Raw genomic sequence first — 21,771 nt, 5'->3', positions numbered from 1 at the left:
CGGGACGACGACGGCGTCGAGATCATCGGCGGCGTCGACCCGCGGATCATGGCGATGCACGAGGGGGCGGACGACGACGAAGACTCCGACGGGCGCTCCCTGACCGACCTGGTCGAGCAGCCGGCCAAGGTGATGCGGATCGGCACCATGATCAAGCAACTGCTCGAGGAGGTGCGCGCGGCACCGCTCGACGAGGCCAGCCGCAACCGGCTGCGCGAGATCCACGCCACCAGCATCCGCGAGCTCGAAGACGGCCTGGCGCCCGAACTGCGCGAGGAACTCGACCGGCTCACGCTTCCGTTCAACGAGAGCGCCACGCCGTCGGACGCCGAATTGCGCATCGCCCAAGCACAACTGGTCGGCTGGCTGGAGGGGCTGTTCCACGGCATCCAGACCGCACTGTTCGCCCAGCAGATGGCCGCCCGCGCGCAGCTGGAGCAGATGCGCCAGGGAGCGCTGCCGCCGGGCATCCACCGCTCCGGCCAGGGCGGGTCCGGACACGGGCAGTACCTGTAGGCAGACGTAAGTAGCCGACGGTGGCGGGTTCGGGTCCTCGCATCGAGACGCAGAGCGCGTGGGTGGAATTCCCCATCTTCGACGCCAAGTCGCGGTCCCTGAAGAAAGCGTTCCTGGGCAAGGCGGGCGGCACCATCGGGCGCAACAACTCCAACGTCGTCGTCGTCGAGGCGTTGCGGGACATCACCATGTCGCTCGAGCTGGGCGACCGGGTCGGCCTGGTAGGTCACAACGGGGCGGGGAAATCGACTCTGCTGCGCCTACTTTCGGGCATCTACGAACCGACCCGCGGGTGGGCGCGGGTCACCGGACGGGTGGCGCCGGTGTTCGACCTCGGCGTCGGCATGGACCCCGAGATCTCCGGCTACGAGAACATCATCATCCGCGGCCTGTTCCTCGGGCAGACCCGAAAGTACATGCTGAGCAAGGTGGACGAGATCGCCGAGTTCACCGAACTCGGCGATTACCTGTCGATGCCGCTGCGCACGTATTCCACCGGGATGCGGGTGCGGCTGGCGATGGGCGTGGTCACCAGCATCGACCCGGAGATCCTGCTGCTCGACGAGGGCATCGGCGCCATCGACGCCGACTTCCTGAAGAAGGCCCAGTCGCGGCTGCAGGGCCTGGTGGAACGCTCCGGAATCCTGGTGTTCGCCAGCCATTCCAGCGAATTCCTCGCGCGGCTGTGCAAGACCGCGATGTGGATCGACCACGGCGTCATCCGGCAGACGGGCGGCATCGAGGAGGTGGTGCGCGCCTACGAGGGCGAGGACGCCGCGCGCCACGTTCGCGAGGTGCTGGCCGAGACCACCGGGCAGTCATGAGCGAGTCCGTCTTCGCGGTGGTGGTGACCCACCGGCGACCCGACGAACTGGCCAAGTCGCTCGACGCGCTGAGCACGCAGACCCGGTTGCCCGATCACCTCATCGTGGTCGACAACGACGGTTCCTGCCCGAACGGCCGGGTCCGTGATTTGGTTGCCGCCCAACCGATTTCGTCGACGTATCTGGGTTCGCGCCGAAACCTTGGCGGCGCAGGCGGTTTCGCGCTCGGCATGTTGCATGCGCTGGCGCAGGGCGCCGACTGGGTGTGGCTGGCCGACGACGACGGGCGCCCGCAGGACTCCCGCGTGCTGGCCACCCTGCTTTTGTGCGCTGCGAAGCACGGCCTGGCCGAGGTGTCGCCGATGGTGTGCAACGCCGACGACCCGCGGCGGCTGGCCTTCCCGTTGCGGCGCGGCCTGGTATGGCGCAGGTACACAAGCGAATTGCGCACCGAGGCGGGGCAGGACCTGCTGCCCGGCATCGCGTCGCTGTTCAACGGGGCACTGTTTAGGGCGTCCACCCTGGAAGCGATCGGCGTCCCGGACCTGCGGCTGTTCATTCGCGGCGACGAGGTGGAGCTGCACCGCCGGCTGGTGCGGTCCGGCCTGCCGTTCGGAACCTGCCTGGAGGCCGTATACCTGCACCCGTGCGGGTCCGAGGAGTTCCGGCCGATCCTGGGCGGCCGGATGCACACGCAGTATCCCGACGACCCCGCCAAGCGGTTCTTCACCTACCGCAACCGCGGCTACCTGCTGTCGCAGCCCGGCCTGCGCAGGCTGCTGGCCCAGGAGTGGCTCCGGTTCGGCTGGTTCTTCCTGGTGAGCCGCCGCGACCCCAAAGGTCTGCTGGAATGGGTTCGGTTGCGCCGCTTGGGGCGTCGCGAGCGATTCGGCAAGCCGGGAGGGTCGTCATGAGTTTCCTCGACGCCGCGGCTCAGTCCCGGACGTTCAGCCGCGCCCGGGCCGACCTGGTCGACGGGTTTCGCCGTCACGAGCTGTGGCTGCACCTGGGTTGGCAGGACATCAAGCAGCGCTACCGCCGCTCGGTGCTGGGACCGTTCTGGATCACAATCGCGACCGGCACCACCGCCGTCGCGATGGGTGGGCTGTATTCCAAGCTGTTTCACCTCGACCTCGCCGTGCACCTGCCCTACGTCACGCTCGGGTTGATCATCTGGAACCTGATCAACGCCGCAATCCTGGAGGGCGCCGACGTCTTCGTCGCCAACGAGGGCCTGATCAAACAGCTGCCGACGCCGTTGAGCGTGCACGTCTACCGGCTGGTGTGGCGGCAGATGATCCTGTTCGCGCACAACATCGTCATCTATGTCGTCGTCGCGATCATCTACCCCAAGCCGTGGTCGTGGGCCGACCTGTCGGTGCTCCCGGCGCTGGGGCTGATCGTGGTCAACGCCATCTGGGTGGCCCTGTGCTTCGGCATCCTGGCGACCCGCTACCGCGACATCGGTCCGCTGCTGTTCTCCATCGTGCAGTTGCTGTTCTTCATGACGCCGATCATCTGGAACGACGACACGCTGCGGCAGCAGGGCGCCGGCCGCTGGGCGAGCATCGTCGAACTCAACCCGCTGCTGCACTACCTCGACATCGTTCGTTCGCCGTTGCTGGGTTCCCACCAGGAGCTGCGGCACTGGGTGGTGGTGCTGGTGCTGACCGCCGTCGGCTGGCTGCTGGCGGCCTTCGCGATGCGGCAATACCGCGCCCGGGTGCCCTACTGGGTGTAGCTGACCTGGGCTTTAGCCCTTGTCGGAGGGTTGGTGTAGCTTCGAACACATGTTCGATACTCGGCTTCACGAGCACGGGGATCCCCCGCGCACCGAGCGGTCGCGTGCGCTGGTGGACCGGATGTGCGCGTCGTGGCGTTGCGAGGCGCGGTCGGCCGCGGATCGGTTGGATGCCATTGGCGAGTTGTTCGAGCTGCGGCGGGCCCAGCGCGGCGAGGCGGCCGATTGGGCGGTGGATACCTGGGCGGCGGTGGGCGCCGAGGTGGCCGCGGCGTTTCGGGTCAGCCTGGCCATGGCGGGCAGCTACTTGCGTTACGCGCTGGCCATGCGCGCGCGTCTCCCGAGGGTGGCCGAGGTGTTTCGGGCGGGCGAGATCGACTATCGGATGTTTCAGATGTTGGTGTATCGCACCGATCTGATCACCGATGAGGCGGTGCTCGCGGCGGTGGATGCCACCCTGGCGGCCAATGTGGTGCGCTGGCCGTCGATGACGCAGGGTCGGCTGGCCGCCCAGGTGGATCGGGTCGTGGCCGGCGCCGATGCCGATGCGGTGCGCCGGCGCCGAGAGGTCCAGCGTGATCGCGGGGTCTGGGTTGGTGATCGGGTCCACAGCGGGCTCGCCGAGATCAGCGGCACCCTGTTCGCCCCGGACGCGCACGCGCTGGATCAGCGGCTGGATGCGTTGGCGGCCACGGTGTGTGAGCATGATCCGCGTGCCCGTGAGCAGCGCCGCGCCGATGCGCTGGGCGCGCTGGCCGCCGGCGCCGACCGGCTGGGCTGTCGGTGCGGGCGCGCTGATTGTGCGGCCGGGGCGCGGCCCGCGGCCAGCGCGGTGGCCATTCATGTGATCGCCGAGCAAGCCACCCTCGACGGCACCGGCACGGCCCCGGGCTCCGAACTTAGCGCCGATGGGCTCATCCCCCCGGAACTGGTGGCCGAGTTGGCCAAGTCGGCCAGGCTGGTGCCGCTGGTTCATCCGGGCGACGCGCCCCCGGAACCGGGTTATGTGCCATCGACCGCGTTGGCCGATTTTGTGCGGTGCCGGGATTTGACGTGTCGCTGGCCCGGTTGTGATGCCCCGGCCGCCGGGTGCGATCTCGACCACACCATCCCCTACAGCCAGGGCGGGCCCACGCATGCGAGCAACCTCAAATGTTATTGCCGCACACATCATTTGGTGAAGACCTTCCTGGGCTGGGCCGAACAGCAACTGCCCGACGGCACGCTGATCCTGACCTCACCGACGGGGCACACCTATGTCACCACGCCGGGCAGCGCGCTGCTGTTCCCCAGTTTGTGCCGCGCGGTCGGCGGGTTCGCCGCCGTCGAGGCCGACCCGGCGCCCGATTACTGCGCCGAGCGCACCGCGATGATGCCCAAACGCCGCCGCACCCGCGCCCAGGACCGCGCCTACCGCATCGCCACCGAACGCAACCAAAACCGCCGAGACCGTCAAGCCCGCCGGGCCGCCGTCGTTGCCGCCCAAGGCATCCAACACCCGCCATCGGACCCCGACCCGCCGCCCTTCTGACGCGCACGCCCTTGAGGATCCGTCAAGGATCCTTTGAGGATCCGAGTAGGCCGGCACCGGACCCTAACCCGATGAGCAGCACAGTATCGGCCGACAACGAGCACGTCGCCGTCATGCTTCGTGCCGACGCACCGGTCGGCCGCACGGCGCGGGTCCACATGCGCAAGACGTTCGGCAACCTCCCCTGCTGTCGCCGGTCGTGGGCGAACCAGGGGAAGCGCTTCTTCCTGCACGGGTACGAGCGGACGTTCGAGGTCGAATTCGCTTGCGCGGAAACCGAACCCGGCACCGGCGTGGTGGTGGACTCGGGCACCGTCGGGGAGATCGACGCGGCGCTGCGGCGCCAGTTCGACCACACCACGTTGATCGCCGCGGACGACCCGCAGCGCGACCTGTTCGAGCTGCTGGCCGAGCGGGGCGTCATCGACCTGCGCATCATGGACAACACCGGGATGGAGGGTTCGGCGGCCTGGGTGTTCGACACCGCCGAGCAGATCGTCGGGCTGGCGACCGCGGGTCGGGTCTGGGTATCGCGGATCAAGGCGCGTGAGAGCCGCAACCACGTGGTCACGCTGACCGCGGGCCCGGTGTGACGGCCCGCGGTGACGGCGCGAAACGGTATGCGCGTGTACAACTAGATAAAGCGCTTGCCTGATACCGGTGACGGGCGGCCGCTTGGTGGTGTAACACTGATACGCCACGAATCGGATTCACGGCGCGTGAGTGATCGGCAAACGGCACCCGGGACGACCGGGCGAAAGGCGGGCGGACGTGAGCAAGGAAGCCCAATCAGTGGCCGACGCCGCGCGGGAGAACCTCGCCGCGGAGCTGGCCCGGCTGCGGCAGCGCCGCGATCGCCTGGAGGTCGAGGTCAAGAACGACCGCGGCATGGTCGGCGATCACGGAGACGCGGCCGAGGCGATACAGCGCGCCGACGAACTGGTCGTCCTGGCCGACCGGATCAACGAACTGGACCGGCGGCTGCGCACCGGGCCCGCACAGTCCCAGCACTCCGGCGAGACCGAAACCCTGCCCGGCGGCACCGAGGTGACGCTGCGCTTCCCCGACGGTGAAGTCGTCACGATGCAGGTGATCTCCATCGTCGAGGAGACTCCCGCCGGCCGTGAGGGCGAGACGCTGACCGCCCGCAGCCCGCTGGGCCAGGCCCTGGCGGGACACAAGCCGGGCGACACGGTGACCTACTCGACCCCGCAGGGGGAAAACCAGGTCGAGCTGATCGCGGTGAAGCTGCCCCGCTAGCTCACCGATGCCTGCAGCCGCGCCGCGACACCTGAGTCTGACGACGCAGGTGATGCGTTTCGTCGTCACCGGCGGGCTGGCGGGAGTCGTCGACTTCAGCCTCTACCTCGTGCTCTACAAGGTCGCGCACGTCCAGGTGGACCTGTCCAAGGCCACCAGCTTCGTCGTCGGCACCATCACCGCCTACCTGATCAACCGCCGATGGACGTTCCAGGCGGCGCCGAGCACCGCGCGGTTCGTCGCGGTCATGGTTCTCTACGGCATCACCTTCGCCGTGCAGGTGGGGCTCAACCACCTGTGCCTTGCCCTGCTGCATTACCGAGACTGGGCGATACCGGTCGCGTTCGTGATCGCGCAGGGCACCGCGACGGTGATCAACTTCGTCGTCCAGCGGGCGGTAATCTTCCGCATCCGCTGAGCCGCGCCGGCCAAGCGGTACCCTCTTTGACGATGTTGAGCGCGGACTTTCCCACCACCACCCGCCGGCTGACGGGCTTCGGCCGCACCGCCCCGTCGGTGGCGCGGGTGCTGCAGACGCGCGATCCCGAGGTGATCGCCAAGGCGGTGGCGCGGGCCGCGGACGCGGGCGGGCGGGGGGTGATCGCGCGCGGGCTGGGCCGCTCCTACGGCGACAACGCGCAGAACGGCGGCGGGCTGGTCATCGACATGACCGCGCTGAACGCCATCCACTCCATCAGCGCCGACACCCGGCTGGTCGACGTCGACGCCGGCGTCAGCCTGGACCAGCTGATGAGGGCGGCGCTGCCGTTCGGGCTGTGGGTCCCGGTGCTGCCGGGAACCCGCCAGGTGACCGTCGGCGGCGCCATCGCCTGCGACATCCACGGCAAGAACCATCACAGCGCGGGCAGCTTCGGCAACCACGTGCGGTCGATGGACCTGCTCATGGCCGACGGCACCGTCCGCACGATCACCCCCGACGGGCCGGGCGCCTCGGACGCCGAGCTGTTCTGGGCCACCATCGGGGGCAACGGCCTGACCGGGATCGTGCTGCGCGCCACCATCGCCATGACGCCGACGGAGACGGCGTACTTCATCGCCGACGGCGTCGCCACCAAGGACCTCGACGAGACCGTCGCCGTCCACCTCGACGGCAGCGAAAGCAGATACACCTACTCCAGCGCCTGGTTCGACCTGATCAGCCCACCACCGAAGCTCGGCCGGGCCGCGGTCAGCCGGGGCAGCCTGGCGACGCTGGATCAGCTGCCGGCAAAGCTCGCCAAGAACCCGCTGAAATTCGATGCGCCGCAACTGTTGTCGGTGCCGGACGTGTTTCCTGTCAGCGCCATGAACAAGCTGTCGTTCATGGCGATCGGCGAGGTCTACTACCGGCTGGGCGGCACCTACACCGGCAAGGTCATGAACCTGTCGCAGTTCTACCACATGCTGGATTTGGTCAGCGGCTGGAACAACGCTTATGGCCCAAGGGGTTTCGCGCAGCACCAGTTCCTGGTCCCGCCGGACGCGATGGACGAGTTCAAGGCCATCATCCGCTGGATCCAGACCCGCGGCCACTACTCGGCGCTGAACGTGTTCAAGCTCTTCGGCCCGGGCAACCGCGCGCCGCTGAGCTTCCCGATGGCCGGCTGGAACGTCGCGATGGACTTCCCCAACAAGCCCGGGGTCAACGAGTTCCTCAACGAACTCGACCGCCGGGTGCTCGAGTTCGGCGGGCGGGTGTACACCGCCAAGGACTCCCGCACCACCGCCGACACCTTTCACGCCATGTATCCGCGCATCGACGAGTGGATCGCGGTGCGCCGCAAGGCCGACCCGCTGCGGGTGTTCGCCTCCGACATGGCCCGACGTTTGGAGCTGCTCTAGATGGTGCGCCAATGGTTTTAGACGCGGTGGGAAACCCGCAGACCATCCTGCTGCTCGGCGGCACGTCCGAGATCGGGCTGGCCATCTGCGAGCGCTACCTGCAGAACGCGCACGCGCGCATCGTGCTGGCCGCGATGCCCGACGACCCGGGCCGCGACGACGCGGTGGCGCAGATGAAGGCGGCTGGCGCGCGATCGGTGGAGCTGATCGACTTCGAGGCCACCGACACCGACAGCCACCCGAAGATGATCGAGCAGGCGTTCGCCGGAGGCGACGTCGACGTGGCCATCGTCGCGTTCGGTTTGCTCGGGGACGCCGAAGAGCTGTGGCAAAACCAGCGCAAGGCGGTGCAGATCGCCGAAATCAACTACACCGCAGCGGTTTCGGTGGGTGTGCTGCTGGGCGAGAAGATGCGTGCCCAGGGCTTCGGCCAGATCATCGCGATGAGCACCGTGGCCGGCGAGCGGGTGCGGCGGTCCAACTTCGTCTACGGCTCCACCAAGGCGGGCCTGGACGGCTTCTACCTCGGTCTGTCGGAGGCGTTGCGCGAGTACGGGGTTCGCGTGCTGGTGATCCGGCCCGGCCAGGTGCGGACCCGGATGAGTGCGCACATCAAGGAAGCCCCGTTGACCGTCGACAAGGAGTACGTCGCCAACCTCGCGGTGACCGCGGCCGCAAAAGGTAAGGAATTGGTTTGGGCGCCAGCAGCGTTCCGGTACGTGATGATGGTGTTGCGACACATCCCGCGGAGCATCTTCCGCAAGCTGCCAATCTGACCATGCGCAATGCGCTGGCCGGCCTCGGCCAGGTGGTCGTGGCGGCGGTGGTCGCCGTCGCCGTCGCGGTGGTGTCGCTGATCGCGATCGCCGGCGTCCAGTGGCCCGCCTTCCCGTCGTCCAACCAGCTGCACGCGCTGACGACCGTCGGGCAGGTCGGCTGCCTGGCCGGGCTGCTCGCCGTCGGCTGGCTGTGGCGGCGCGGCGGCCGCTACCCGCGGCTGCTGGCCCGGCTGGGCGGGCTGGTCTTCGTGTCCGCGTTCTCGGTAGTGACGCTGGGCATGCCGCTGGGCGCGACCAAGCTCTACCTGTTCGGCATCTCCGTCGACCAGCAGTTCCGCACCGAATACCTGACCCGGCTCGCCGACAGCCCCGCCCTGCACGACATGACCTACGTCGGGCTGCCGCCGTTCTACCCGCCGGGGTGGTTCTGGATCGGCGGGCGCGCGGCGGCCCTGACCGCGACGCCGGCCTGGGAGATCTACCAGCCGTGGGCCATCACGTCGATCACCATCGCGGTCGCGGTCGCGCTGGTGCTGTGGTGGCGGATGATCCGGTTCGAGTACGCGCTGATCGTCACCGCCGCGACCGCGGCGGTGACGCTGGCCTACAGCTCGCCGGAGCCGTACGCCGCGATGATCACGGTGCTGCTGCCGCCGGTGCTGGTGCTGACGTGGTCGGGCTTGCGCGCCGGCGAGCGGCGCGGGGGCTGGGCGGCGGTGGTCGGCGCCGGGCTGTTCCTCGGCTGGACGGCGACCTGGTACCTGCTGCTGCTGGCCTTCACCGCGTTCACGATGACGCTGATGGCCCTGCTGCTGGCCGGGTCGCGGTGGTGGCGCGCGGGATTCGGGGCCGCGCTCGACCCGCTGCGCCGGTTGGGGCTGATCGCCGTCATCGCGGCGGCCATCGGGGCCACGACCTGGCTGCCGTTCGCGTTGCGGGCGGCGAGCAGCCCGGTCAGCAACTCCGGCAGCGCCCAGCACTACCTGCCCGCCGACGGCGCGGAGCTGACCTTCCCGATGCTGCAGTTCTCGCTGCTGGGCACCGTCTGCATGATGGGCACCGTGTGGCTGGTGGTGCGCGCCCGCTCGTCGGTGCGGGCCGGGGCCCTGGCCATCGGCGTGCTGGCCGTCTACCTGTGGTCGCTGTTGTCGATGCTGACCACGCTGGCGCGCACCACGCTGCTGTCGTTCCGGCTGCAACCGACGCTGACCGTGCTGCTCGTCGCGGCCGGGGCGTTCGGCGTCGTCGAGGGCGCGCAGTGGCTGGCCGGGCGAAGTCGCACCGCCGTCCCGGTTGCCGGCGCGATCGGACTGGCCGCGGCGATCGCCTTCAGCCAGGACATCCCCGACGTGCTGCGGCCGGACCTGACCATCGCCTACACCGACACCGACGGCCACGGCCAGCGCGGCGACCGCCGGCCGCCCAGCTCGGAGAAGTTCTACGCCGAGATCGACGCCGCGATCCTGCGCGTCACCGGCAGGCCGCGCGATCAGACCGTGGTGATGACCGCCGACTACAGCTTCCTGTCCTACTACCCCTACTGGGGCTTTCAGGGGCTGACGTCGCACTACGCCAACCCGCTGGCGCAGTTCGACCTGCGGGCCGCGCAGATCAACAAGTGGTCCACGCTCAAGACCGCCGACGACTTCGTCCACGCCCTGGACACCTCGCCGTGGCCGCCGCCGACGGTGTTCCTCATGCGCCGCGGGGCGAACGGCAACTACACGCTGCGGCTGGCCGAGGACGTCTACCCCAACCAGCCCAACGTTCGCCGCTACACCGTCGACCTGCGGGCCGCCCTGTTCGACGACCCGCGGTTCGTGGTGCAGACCATCGGCCCGTTTGTGCTGGCCATCCGCGGGCCGGGGACCCGACCGGCGACGGGCGGCTGATGGCCACCGAGACCTCACCCGCCTCGGCCGAAGAACTACGATCAACCCCCGTGAGCGACACGGGAGCGAACCACCGGATCGCTCGCGCCGTTGCCGTCGTCGCCGGCCTGCTCGGGGCGCTGCTGGCGATCGCCACCCCGGTGCTGCCGGTCAACCAGACCACCGCCCAGCTGAACTGGCCGCAGAACGGCACGTTCGAGAGCGTCGACGCGCCGCTGATCGGCTATGTGGCCACCGAGCTGAACGTCAGCGTGCCCTGCGCCGCCGCCGCCGGGCTGGCCGGACCGCAGAACACCGGCAAGACGGTGCTGCTGTCGACGGTTCCCAAGCAGGCCCCGAAGGCCGTCGACCGCGGGCTGCTCATCCAGCGCGCCAACGACGAGCTGGTGCTCGTGGTGCGCAACGTGCCGGTCGTCACCGCCCCGCTCAGTCAGGTGCTGAGCCCGGCCTGCCAGCGGCTGACCTTCACCGCGCACGCCGAGCGGGTCACCGCGGAGTTCGTCGGGCTCAAGCAGGGGCCCAACGCCGAGCATCCCGGCTCGCCGCTGCGCGGTGAGAAGAGCGGGTACGACTTCCGGCCGCAGATCGTCGGCGTCTTCACCGACCTGGCCGGGCCCACGCCCCCGGGCCTGAGCTTCTCGGCGACGGTCGACACCCGCTACAGCAGCAGCCCGACGCCGCTGAAGCTGGCCGCGATGGTCCTCGGGGTGGCGCTGACGGTCGCCGCCCTGATCGCGCTGTACGTCCTGGACAGCGCCGACGGCACCCGGCACCGGCGCTTCCTGCCGCCGCGCTGGTGGTCGATCGGCGGCCTGGACGCCCTGGTCATCGCCGTGCTGACGTGGTGGCATTTCGTCGGCGCCAACACCTCCGACGACGGCTACATCCTGACCATGGCCCGGGTTTCCGAGCACGCCGGGTACATGGCCAACTACTACCGGTGGCTGGGCACCCCGGAGGCGCCGTTCGGCTGGTACTACGACCTGCTGGCGCTGTGGGCCCACGTCAGCACCACCAGCGTCTGGATGCGGCTGCCGACCCTGGCCATGGCGCTGACGTGCTGGTGGGTGATCAGCCGCGAGGTCATCCCCCGCCTGGGCCACGCCGTCAAGCGCAGCCGGGCCGCGGCGTGGACCGCGGCGGGCATGTTCCTGGCGACCTGGCTGCCGCTCGACAACGGCCTGCGGCCCGAGCCGATCATCGCCCTGGGAATCCTGCTCACCTGGTGCTCGGTGGAGCGGGCGGTGGCCACCAACCGGCTGCTGCCGGTGGCGATCGCATGCATCATCGGCGCCCTGACGCTGTTCTCCGGGCCGACCGGCATCGCGTCCATCGGCGCCCTGCTGGTGGCAATCGGGCCGTTGCGCACGATCGTGCACCGCCGCTCCAAGCGGTTCGGGGCGCTGCCGCTGCTGGCGCCCATCGCGGCCGCCGTCACCGTCACCGCGATCCTGATCTTCCGCGATCAGACCCTGGCCGGCGAGATGCAGGCCACCGCGCTGAAGCGGGCGCTGGGGCCCAGCCTGAGCTGGTTCGACGAGCACATCCGCTACGAGCGGCTGTTCATGGCCAGCCCCGACGGGTCGGTCGCCCGCCGCTTCGCGGTGCTGGCGCTGGTCCTCGCGCTCGGCATCACGGTGGCAATGTCGTTGCGCAAGGGGCGGATTCCGGGCACCGCGGCCGGACCGAGCCGCCGCATCGTCGGCATCACCATCATCTCGTTCGTGGCGATCATGTTCACCCCCACCAAGTGGACACACCACTTCGGGGTGTTCGCCGGGCTGGCCGGGTCGCTGGGTGCGCTGGCCGCGGTCGCGGTGACGTCCGCCGCGATGCGTTCGCGGCGCAACCGCACCGTGTTCGCCGCCGTGGTGCTGTTCCTGGCGGCGTTGTCGTTCGCCAGCGTCAACGGCTGGTGGTACGTGTCCAATTTCGGTGTGCCATGGTCGAATTCGTTCCCGCAATGGCATTACGCGTTCGCCACCGCGCTGCTCGGGCTGACGGTTCTGGTGCTGCTGCTGGCGGCCTGGTTCCACTTCATCGCCCCGGACTCGGCGGGCTCCCAACGGCCGCCCGAAACCCGGGTGGCCGCAATCGTCCAGTCCCCGTTGGCGATTGCGGCGTGGGCGCTGGTGATCTTCGAGGTGGCGTCGCTGACCCTGGCGATGACCGAGCAGTATCCGGCGTGGTCGGTGGGCCGGTCCAACCTCGAGGCGCTGACCGGCACGTCCTGCGGGCTGGCCGAGGACGTCCTGGTGGAGCCGGATCCCAACGCCGGGATGCTGCCGCCGGTGACGGCCCCGGCTGCCGACGCCCTGGGGGCCGGCCTGTCGGAAGCGTTCACGCCCAACGGAATTCCCGCCGACGTCCGCGCCGACCCGGTGATGGAACGTCCCGGCGACCGCAGCTTCGTCACCGACGAAGAGAAGGGCACCAGCAACCAGGCCGGCACCGAGGGCGGCACCAGCGCCGCTCCGGGCATCAACGGCTCCCGCGCCCAGCTGCCCTACAACCTGGATCCGGCCCGCACCCCGGTGCTGGGCAGCTGGCAGTCCGGCATCCAGGTGCCCGCCCGGCTGCGCTCGGCGTGGTACCGGCTGCCCGACCCGCGGGACCTGCCGGGGCCGCTGCTGGTGGTGTCGGCGGCGGGCCGGTTCGACCCGCGCGAGGTGCAGCTGCAGTGGGCCACCGACGCCGGGGCGGCGAGCGGACACCCGGGCGGGTCGTTCCAATTCTTCGACGTCGGGGCGTCGCCGGCCTGGCGCAACCTGCGGCTGCCGATGTCGTGGATTCCGCAGGGCGCCACCCAGATTCGGCTGGCCGTCGATGACGAGGACCTGGCGCCGCAGCACTGGATCGCGGTCACGCCGCCGCGGATTCCGCGGCTCCGCACGCTGCAGCAGGTGGTGGGCTCGACCGACCCGGTGTTCCTGGACTGGCTGGTGGGCCTGGCGTTCCCGTGCCAGCGGCCGTTCGGCCATCAAAACGGCGTCGACGAAACCCCGAAGTGGCGGATCCTGCCGGACCGGTTCGGCGCCGAAGCCAACTCGCCCGTCATGGACAACAACGGCGGCGGCCCGCTGGGCGTCACCGAGTTGCTGGTGAAGGCGACCACGGTGGCCAGTTATCTCAAGGACGACTGGCCGCGGGACTGGGGCAGTCTGCAGCGGCTGACGCCCTACTACCCCAACGCCCAGCCCGCCCGGCTCCAGCTGGGGACGGCCACGCGCAGCGGCCTGTGGAGCCCGGCGCCGCTGCGCCGGGGCTGAGGGGATTGCCGGGCCCCCATCGGTAAGCGTAGGCTTACGGTTCGTGGTCACTTACCAATCCGGGGGCGACGCGTGGCTGGCCCTGGCGGATCGCACGCGACGGGCGATCGTCGAGCGCCTCGCGCACGGCCCCGCGGCGGTCGGCGAACTGGCCCGCGAGCTGCCGGTCAGCCGGCCGGCCGTCTCGCAGCACCTCAAGGTGCTCAAGTGCGCCGGGCTGGTGCGCGACCGCGCGGCCGGAACGCGGCGCGTCTACCAGCTCGACCCGGCCGGCCTCCAGGCGATGCGCGCCGACCTGGACCGGTTCTGGACGCAGGCCCTGGCCAACTACGCGACCACGCTCAACCGGGAAGGAGACACCTCATGACCCAGCCACGAACCCCGAGCATCCGCCATCACGTCATCGTCGACGCCGGGATCGAGCGCGCGTTCGCCGTCTTCACCGAGCGGTTCGGCGACTTCAAGCCGCGCGAGCACAACCTGCTTTCCGTCCCGATCGCCGAGACGACCTTCGAGCCCCGCGTGGGCGGGCACATCTACGACCGCGGCGTCGACGGCAGCGTGTGCCGATGGGCGCGCGTGCTGGTCTACGAGCCGCCGCACCGCCTGGTGTTCAGCTGGGACATCGGCCCGACCTGGCAGCTCGAAACCGACCAGTCGAAGACGAGCGAGGTCGAGGTGCGCTTCACCGCGGAATCCGGCGAGCGCACCCGTGTCGACCTGGAACACCGCCACCTCGACCGGCACGGTGCGGGCTGGCGGTCGGTCGCCGACGGGGTCGACGGCGACGCCGGCTGGCCGCTGTACCTGGGTCGTTACGCCGGCCTGTTCGCCGCGGGGGTGCGGCGATGACCGCCAACGAGGCCCCCGCCGAATCCCTGATGAGCATGGCCCGCGCGGAACGGGCCGACCTCGCGGACTTCCTGGCCACCCTGAGCCCGCAGGACTGGGCGGCGCCCAGCCTCTGCTCCGAATGGAGCGTCAAAGACGTTGTCGCGCACGTGATCAGCTATGAGGAGCTCGGCACGCTGGGACTGCTCAGGCGCTTCGCGAAGGGCTGGATCGTGCGGGCCAATCAGGTGGGCGTCGACGAGTTCGCGGCGCGCAGCCCGGATCAGCTGCTGGAGTTTCTTCGCGATCACCTCCAGCCGCGCGGGCTGACGGCGGGCTTCGGCGGGATGATCGCGCTCGTCGACGGCACGATCCATCACCAGGACATCCGCCGCGCGCTGGGCCGGCCGCGCACCGTCCCGGCCGATCGGCTCAAGCGGGTTCTCGGCCTGGTGCCCGGCAACCCCCGGCTCGGCGCCGGGCGGCGGATCCGGGGGCTGCGCCTGCGCGCCACCGACGTCGACTGGGCGCACGGCAGCGGGCCGGAGGTGACCGGCACCGGCGAGGCCCTGCTCATGGCGATGTCGGGCCGCCGGGCGGCCCTGGCCGACCTCGACGGCCCCGGCGTGGCAAAGCTGGCGCGGCGGCTGCCCGAATAACCGCCCGAATAACCCCACGAATAACCCCACGCCCTTGGCCGCGTCCGTCGCGGGGGTCCACAGCGCCGTCCCCTACGATCGAGCCTCGTGCCCCACGACGGTAGCCAGCGATCGCAGCGGACCCCGCGGTTGGTCGCCGTCGTCGCGGGTTTGGTGGGCCTGCTGCTGTGCGGGACCGTGCCGTTGCTGCCGGTCAAGCAGACGACGGCGACCGTGCTGTGGCCGCAGGGCAACACTGAAGGCCCCGCCGGGCACGTCAGCCAGGTCACCGCGCCGCTGGTGTCCGGGGCGCCGCGCGCGCTCGACATCTCCATCCCCTGCCCGGCGATCGCCACGCTGCCGCCCGACGGCGGTCTGGTGCTCTCCACGCTGCCGGCCGGCGGCGTGGACGCCGGCAAGAACGGGCTGTTCGTGCGCGCCGACAAGAACGCGATCGTCGTGGCGTTCCGGGACACGGTGGCCGCGGTGGCGCAGCGCCCGGCGGTCGCCGCCGGCGGCTGCAGCGTGCTGCACATCTGGGCGGACGCCGGCGTCACCGGCGCGGACTTCGTCGGCATTCCCGGCGCGACGGGCCTGCTGCCGTCCGAGAAGAAGCCGCAAGTCGGCGGGATCTTCACGGATCTGAAGGTGCCGCCGCAGCCCGGGCTGTCGGCCCGCGTCGACATCGACACCCGCTTCATCACCGCGCCGACCGCCCTGAAGGAGGCGGTGATGGTCGTCGGCGCGCTCGCGGTGCTGGCCGCCATCGTGGCGCTGGCCGCGCTGGACCGCCGCAGCCGCGGCGGCAAGCTGGTCAACTGGCGGGCGCCGATCGCCTGGCTGTCGCGGTACCGGCCGCACGAGCACTGGGCCACCTGGTGGCGCGTCGGGTGGGCAACCTGGCTGACCGACGCCGGGGTGATCGCGACGCTGGCGCTGTGGCACGTCATCGGGGCCACCTCGTCGGACGACGGCTACAACCTGACCATCGCCCGCGTCGCGCCGAAGGCCGGCTACGTCGCCAACTACTACCGGTACTTCGGGACGACGGACGCGCCCTTCGACTGGTACCTCTCGGTGCTGTCGAAATTCGCGTCGGTGAGCACCGCCGGCGTGTGGATGCGCATCCCGGCCACGCTCGCCGGCATCGCGTGCTGGCTGATCATCGGGCACTGGGTGCTGCGACGGCTGGGCCCCGCGCGGGGCGGCCTGGCGGCCAACCGGGTCGCGGTGTTCACCGCGGGCGTGGTGTTCCTGGCCGCGTGGCTGCCGTTCAACAACGGCCTGCGGCCCGAGCCGCTGATCGCGCTGGGCGTGCTGCTCACCTGGATGCTCGTCGAGCGCGCCATCGCGCTGGGGCGGCTGGCCCCCGCCGCGGTCGCGATCGTCGTAGCGATGCTGACCGCGACGCTGGCGCCGCAGGGGTTGATCGCCGTCGCCGCGCTGCTGACCGGCGCCCGGGCCATCGCCCGGACGATCCGGCGGCGCCGGGCGACCGACGGCCTGCTGGCGCCGCTGCTGGTGCTGGCCGCCTCGTTGTCGCTGATCACCGTGGTGGTGTTCCGCAGCCAGACGCTGGCCACGGTCGCCGAGTCGGCCCGCATCAAGTACAAGGTCGGGCCGACGATCGCGTGGTACCAGGACTTCCTGCGCTATTACTTCCTCACCGTGGAGTCCAACCCCGACGGGTCGATGTCGCGGCGGTTCGCCGTGCTGGTGATGCTGCTGTGCATGTTCGGCGGGCTGGTGGTGCTGCTGCGGCGCGGCGGGGTGCCGGGGCTGGCCAGCGGCCCGGCGTGGCGACTGATCGGCACCACCGCGGTGGGCCTGCTGCTGTTGCACTTCACGCCGACCAAGTGGGCCGTGCAGTTCGGCGCGTTCGCGGGCCTGGCCGGCGCCCTGGGCGCGCTCGCCGCGTTCACCTTCACCCGCATCGGCCTGCACAGCCGGCGCAACCTGACGCTGTACGTCACCGCGCTGCTGTTCGTGCTGGCGTGGGCGACGTCGGGCATCAACGGCTGGTTCTACGTCGGCAACTACGGGGTGCCGTGGTTCGACATCCAGCCGGTGATCGCCAGTCACCCGGTGACGTCCATGTTCCTGACGCTGTCGATCCTGACCGGGTTGCTGGCCGCCTGGTACCACTTCCGGATGGACTACGCCGGGCACACCGAGGTCAAGGACAACCGGCGCAACCGCGTGCTGGCCTCCACCCCGCTGCTGGTGGTCGCGACGATCATGGTCGTCGGCGAGGTCGCCTCGCTGGCCAAGGGCGTCGTCGTCCGCTACCCGCTGTACACCACCGGCAAGGCCAACCTGGCCGCGATCACGTCGGGCCTTTCGCCGACCAGTTGCGCGATGGCCGACGACGTGCTGGCCGAGCCCGACCCCAATGTCGGCCTGCTGCAACCGGTTCCGGGGCAGTCGTTCGGGCCGGGCGGGCCGCTCGGCGGCGCCAACCCCGTCGGCTTCAAGCCCGAGGGCGTGGGCAACGACCTGCAGTCCGACCCGGTGGTGAGCAAGCCCGGGGTGGTCAACTCCGACGCCTCGCCCAACAAGCCCAACGTCGCCTACAGCGACTCCGCGGGCACGGCCGGGGGCAAGGGTCCGGTCGGGGTGAACGGGTCGCACGCGGCGCTGCCGTTCGGCCTGGACCCGGCACGCACCCCGGTGATGGGCAGCTACGGCGAGAACACGCTGGCCGCCACCGCGACGTCGGCGTGGTACCAGTTGCCGCCGCGCACCGGCGACCGGCCGCTGGTGGTGGTCTCCGCCGCCGGCGCGATCTGGTCGTACAAGGAGGACGGCACCTTCACCTACGGGCAGTCGCTGAAACTGCAGTGGGGCGTGGCCCGTCCCGACGGCACCACCCAGGCGCTCGGCGAGGTGTATCCGATCGACTTCGGGCCGCAGCCGGCGTGGCGCAACCTGCGGTTCCCGCTGGCGTGGGCGCCGCCGGAGGCCAACGTGGCGCGCATCGTCGCCTACGACCCGAACCTGAGCTCCGAGCAGTGGTTCGCCTTCACGCCGCCGCGGGTCCCGGTGCTGGAAACCCTGCAGCAGCTGATCGGGTCGAACACGCCCGTGATGCTGGACATCGCCACCGCCGCCAACTTCCCGTGCCAGCGGCCCTTCGCCGAACACCTTGGCGTTGCGGAACTTCCGCGCTACCGCATCCTGCCCGAGCGCAAGCAGACGGCGGTCTCGTCGAACCTGTGGCAGTCCAGCGAGGCCGGCGGCCCGTTCCTGTTCCTGCAGGCGATGCTGCGCACGTCGACGATCTCGACCTACCTGCGCGGTGACTGGTACCGGGATTGGGGATCGGTCGAGCAGTACTACCCGCTGGTGCCGACCGAGCAGGCGCCGGACGCCGTCGTCGACCAGGGCGTGATCACGGTGCCCGGGTGGAGCCGGCAGGGACCGATCAGGGCGCTGCCGTGAACCGCGACGTGCGGGTGACGCGCTGGGTGGCGACGATCGCCGGGTTGCTCGGCTTCGTGCTGTCGGTCGCGACGCCGCTGCTGCCCGTCGTGCAGACCACCGCGACGCTGAACTGGCCGCAGAACGGGCAGCTGAACAGCGTTACGGCGCCGCTGATTTCGCTGAACCCGGTCGACGTGACGGTCACCGCGCCGTGCTCGATGGTGCGCGGCCTGCCGCCCGAGGGCGGGGTGGTGCTGAGCACCGCGCCGAAGAAGGGCAAGGACGCCGCGCTCAACGCGTTGTTCGTCGTCGTCAACGGCAAGCGCGTCGACGTCACCGACCGAAACGTGGTGATCGCCAGCGTGTCCCGGGATCAGGCCACGTCGCCCCAGTGTCAGCGCATCGAGGTCACCTCCACCCGCGCCGGCACCTTCGCGACGTTCGTCGGGCTGACCGATCCCGCGGGCAAGCCGGTGGGCGGCGGCTTCCCCGATCCCAACCTGCGCCCCCAGATCGTCGGGGTGTTCACGGATCTGACCGGCCCCGCCCCGCCCGGGGCGCGGCTGTCGGCGACCATCGACACGCGCTTCTCAACCACGCCGACGACGCTGAAGCTGGTCGCGATGGTGGCCGCGATCGTGTCGACGATCGTCGCGCTCGTCGCCCTGTGGCGGCTGGACCAGCTGGACGGCCGGCGGATGCAGCGCTGGATCCCGACCCGCTGGCGCAAGTTCACCCTGGTCGACGCCACGGTGATATTCGGGTTCCTGCTGTGGCATCTGATCGGGGCGAACTCGTCGGACGACGGCTACATCCTGGGCATGGCCCGGGTCGCCGACCACGCCGGCTACATGTCCAACTACTTCCGCTGGTTCGGCAGCCCGGAGGACCCGTTCGGCTGGTACTACAACCTGCTGGCACTGATGACCCACGTCAGCGACGCCAGCCTGTGGATGCGGTTGCCGGACCTGATCGCCGGCCTGGTGTGCTGGCTGCTGCTGTCGCGTGAGGTGCTGCCCCGGCTGGGGCCGGCGGTGACGTCCAGCAGGGCCGCGAACTGGGCGGCGGGCCTGGTGCTGCTGACCGCGTGGATGCCGTTCAACAACGGCCTGCGCCCGGAGCCGATCATCGCGCTCGGGTCGCTGCTCACCTGGGTGCTGATCGAGCGGTCGATGTGCGCGTCCCGGCTGACGCCCGCGGCGCTGGCGGTGGTGACGGCCGCGTTCACCCTGGGGGTGCAGCCCACCGGGCTGATCGCGGTGGCCGCGCTGGTGGCCGGGGGGCGTCCGATCCTGCGCATCCTGGTGCACCGCCATCGCGTGATGGGCACCTGGCCGCTGGTGGCCCCGATGCTGGCCGCCGGGTTCGTCATCCTCACCGTGGTGTTCGCCGACCAGACCCTGTCAACGGTGTTGGAGGCCACCAGGATTCGCACCGCGATCGGGCCGAGCCAGGCCTGGTACACCGAGAACCTGCGCTACTACTACCTCATCCTGCCGACGGTCGACGGTTCGCTGTCGCGGCGGTTCGGGTTCTTGATCACCGCGCTGAGCCTGTTCACCGCGGTGTTCATCATGTTGCGGCGCAAGCGAATTCCGGGTGTGGCCCGCGGGCCGGCGTGGCGGCTGATGGGTGTCATCTTCGCCACGATGTTCTTCCTGATGTTCACCCCGACCAAGTGGGTGCACCACTTCGGGTTGTTCGCCGCGGTGGGCGCGGCGATGGCCGCGCTGACCACCGTGCTGGTGTCGCCGTCGGTGCTGCGCTGGTCGCGCAACCGGATGGCGTTCCTGGCGGCGCTGCTGTTCCTGATGGCGCTGTGCTTCGCCACCACCAACGGGTGGTGGTACGTCTCCAGCTACGGCGTGCCGTTCAACAGCACCATGCCGAAGATCGCCGGAATCAGCGTAAGCGCAGTCTTTTTCGCCCTGTTCGCCGTCGCCGCACTGTACGCGGCCTGGCTGCACTTCGCCGCCAGGAGCCACGGCGAGGGCCGGCTGGCGCGGGCGGTGACAACCGCGCCGATCCCGATCGCGGCCGGATTCATGGCGGTGGTGTTCGTCGCGTCGATGGTGGCCGGGATCGTGCGCCAGTACCCCACCTACTCCAACGGCTGGGCCAACCTGCGCGAGTTCGCCGGGGGCTGCGGGCTGGCCGACGACGTGCTCGTCGAGCCGGACAGCAACGCCGGCTTCATGCCGGCCCTCCCCGGCGATTACGGCCCGCTGGGGCCGCTGGGCGGGCTCAACCCGGTCGGGTTCAGCTCCGACGGGGTGCCGGAACACACTGTCGCCGAGGCGATTCGGATGACGCCCAACCAGCCCGGCACGGACTACGACTGGGACGCGCCGACCAAGCTGACCGCGCCGGGTGTCAACGGCTCGACGGTGCCGCTGCCGTACGGGCTCGACCCCGGCCGGGTTCCGCTGGCCGGCAGCTACACCGCCGGTCCGCAACAGCAGAGCAGGCTGACGTCGGCGTGGTACCAGCTGCCCAAGCCCGACGACGGGCATCCGCTGGTCGTGGTGACCACCGCGGGCAAGATCGCCGGCAACAGCGTGCTGCACGGGCACACCACCGGGCAGACGGTGGTGCTGGAGTACGGCATGCCCGGCCCCGGTGGCAAGGTGGTGCCCGCGGGGCGGCTGGTGCCCTACGACCTGTACGGCGAGCAGCCGAAGGCGTGGCGCAACCTGCGCTTCGCGCGGTCCCAGATGCCCGCCGGCGCCGTCGCGGTCCGGGTGGTGGCCGAGGACCTGTCGCTGACGCCCGAGGACTGGATCGCGGTGACCCCGCCGCGGGTGCCCGAGCTGCGCTCCCTGCAGGAGTACGTCGGCTCGTCGCAGCCGGTGCTGCTGGACTGGGCGGTGGGGCTGGCCTTCCCCTGCCAGCGGCCGATGCTGCACGCCAACGGCGTCACCGAGATCCCGAAGTTCCGGATCACCCCGGACTACACGGCCAAGAAGATGGACACCGACACCTGGGAGGACGGCACCAACGGCGGGCTGCTGGGCATCACCGACCTGCTGCTGCGCGCCCACGTGATGTCGACCTACCTGTCGCGCGACTGGGGCCGCGACTGGGGTTCGCTGCGCAAGTTCGACACCATTTCAGACGCCCGGCCCGCGCAACTGGACCTGGGCACCGCGACCCGCAGTGGCTGGTGGTCGCCCGGCGAGATCCGAATCAAACCGTGAGTCGGGCATTGCACAATTTGGCGCCGGT

Annotated in this window: 17 protein-coding genes; all 17 read left to right on the top strand. The window is 70.4% G+C overall.

Going from position 1 to position 21,771, the window contains the following annotated elements; genetic code table 11:
• The first annotated feature begins 48 nt into the window (after positions 1 to 48).
• Positions 49 to 516 (top strand): bacterial proteasome activator family protein, encoded by a 468-nt coding sequence (locus AC5Y6X_RS16935; protein WP_420715995.1) that lies wholly within the window; start codon positions 49 to 51, stop codon positions 514 to 516.
• Positions 517 to 536: 20 nt separating this feature from the next.
• Positions 537 to 1,340 carry a galactan export ABC transporter ATP-binding subunit Wzt/RfbE gene (wzt, locus tag AC5Y6X_RS16930; protein ID WP_499987680.1) on the top strand — a complete coding sequence of 268 codons (804 nt, stop codon included), beginning with the start codon at positions 537 to 539 and terminating at the stop codon, positions 1,338 to 1,340.
• Complete coding sequence (gene glfT1, locus AC5Y6X_RS16925; protein ID WP_499987679.1) at positions 1,337 to 2,254, top strand: galactofuranosyltransferase GlfT1; 918 nt, start codon at positions 1,337 to 1,339, stop codon at positions 2,252 to 2,254. The genes wzt and glfT1 overlap by 4 nt, the downstream gene beginning before the upstream one ends.
• Positions 2,251 to 3,081: a galactan export ABC transporter permease subunit Wzm/RfbD gene (wzm, locus tag AC5Y6X_RS16920; protein ID WP_499987678.1), complete on the top strand. Its 831-nt coding sequence runs from the start codon at positions 2,251 to 2,253 to the stop codon at positions 3,079 to 3,081. The genes glfT1 and wzm overlap by 4 nt, the downstream gene beginning before the upstream one ends.
• Positions 3,082 to 3,130: 49 nt before the next feature.
• Complete coding sequence (locus AC5Y6X_RS16915; RefSeq protein ID WP_499987677.1) at positions 3,131 to 4,612, top strand: HNH endonuclease signature motif containing protein; 1,482 nt, start codon at positions 3,131 to 3,133, stop codon at positions 4,610 to 4,612.
• Positions 4,613 to 4,683: 71 nt separating this feature from the next.
• Positions 4,684 to 5,205 (top strand): 6-carboxytetrahydropterin synthase, encoded by a 522-nt coding sequence (locus AC5Y6X_RS16910; RefSeq protein WP_499987675.1) that lies wholly within the window; start codon positions 4,684 to 4,686, stop codon positions 5,203 to 5,205.
• Between the two features lie 178 nt (positions 5,206 to 5,383).
• Complete coding sequence (locus tag AC5Y6X_RS16905; protein WP_499987674.1) at positions 5,384 to 5,872, top strand: GreA/GreB family elongation factor; 489 nt, start codon at positions 5,384 to 5,386, stop codon at positions 5,870 to 5,872.
• Positions 5,873 to 5,924: 52 nt separating this feature from the next.
• Positions 5,925 to 6,290 (top strand): GtrA family protein, encoded by a 366-nt coding sequence (locus AC5Y6X_RS16900; protein ID WP_499987672.1) that lies wholly within the window; start codon positions 5,925 to 5,927, stop codon positions 6,288 to 6,290.
• Between the two features lie 32 nt (positions 6,291 to 6,322).
• Complete coding sequence (dprE1, locus tag AC5Y6X_RS16895) at positions 6,323 to 7,714, top strand: decaprenylphosphoryl-beta-D-ribose oxidase (RefSeq protein WP_499987670.1); 1,392 nt, start codon at positions 6,323 to 6,325, stop codon at positions 7,712 to 7,714.
• Positions 7,715 to 7,725: 11 nt separating this feature from the next.
• Positions 7,726 to 8,490 carry a decaprenylphospho-beta-D-erythro-pentofuranosid-2-ulose 2-reductase gene (gene dprE2 / locus AC5Y6X_RS16890; protein ID WP_499987668.1) on the top strand — a complete coding sequence of 255 codons (765 nt, stop codon included), beginning with the start codon at positions 7,726 to 7,728 and terminating at the stop codon, positions 8,488 to 8,490.
• Positions 8,491 to 8,492: 2 nt separating this feature from the next.
• The gene (locus tag AC5Y6X_RS16885) at positions 8,493 to 10,385 is read left to right on the top strand and encodes a galactan 5-O-arabinofuranosyltransferase (RefSeq protein ID WP_499987666.1); all 1,893 of its coding nucleotides are present in this window, start codon (positions 8,493 to 8,495) and stop codon (positions 10,383 to 10,385) included.
• The gene (locus AC5Y6X_RS16880; RefSeq protein ID WP_499987664.1) at positions 10,385 to 13,654 is read left to right on the top strand and encodes an arabinosyltransferase domain-containing protein; all 3,270 of its coding nucleotides are present in this window, start codon (positions 10,385 to 10,387) and stop codon (positions 13,652 to 13,654) included. Before AC5Y6X_RS16885 ends, AC5Y6X_RS16880 begins: the two co-directional genes overlap by 1 nt.
• Positions 13,655 to 13,697: 43 nt before the next feature.
• A complete protein-coding gene (locus AC5Y6X_RS16875; protein ID WP_499987663.1) occupies positions 13,698 to 14,021 on the top strand; it encodes an ArsR/SmtB family transcription factor in 324 nt (107 codons plus the stop codon).
• The gene (locus AC5Y6X_RS16870) at positions 14,018 to 14,506 is read left to right on the top strand and encodes an SRPBCC family protein (protein WP_499987661.1); all 489 of its coding nucleotides are present in this window, start codon (positions 14,018 to 14,020) and stop codon (positions 14,504 to 14,506) included. The genes AC5Y6X_RS16875 and AC5Y6X_RS16870 overlap by 4 nt, the downstream gene beginning before the upstream one ends.
• A complete protein-coding gene (locus AC5Y6X_RS16865; RefSeq protein ID WP_499987660.1) occupies positions 14,503 to 15,144 on the top strand; it encodes a maleylpyruvate isomerase family mycothiol-dependent enzyme in 642 nt (213 codons plus the stop codon). The genes AC5Y6X_RS16870 and AC5Y6X_RS16865 overlap by 4 nt, the downstream gene beginning before the upstream one ends.
• A gap of 87 nt (positions 15,145 to 15,231) precedes the next feature.
• Positions 15,232 to 18,564, top strand: coding sequence for an arabinosyltransferase domain-containing protein (locus tag AC5Y6X_RS16860; RefSeq protein ID WP_499987658.1), 3,333 nt, complete (start codon positions 15,232 to 15,234; stop codon positions 18,562 to 18,564).
• Positions 18,528 to 21,743 carry an arabinosyltransferase EmbB gene (embB, locus tag AC5Y6X_RS16855; RefSeq protein ID WP_499987656.1) on the top strand — a complete coding sequence of 1,072 codons (3,216 nt, stop codon included), beginning with the start codon at positions 18,528 to 18,530 and terminating at the stop codon, positions 21,741 to 21,743. The genes AC5Y6X_RS16860 and embB overlap by 37 nt, the downstream gene beginning before the upstream one ends.
• Positions 21,744 to 21,771 lie beyond the last annotated feature (28 nt).

The organism is Mycobacterium sp. NGS26 (assembly GCF_059813025.1).
This window is presented reverse-complemented; position numbering and strand designations above follow the sequence as displayed.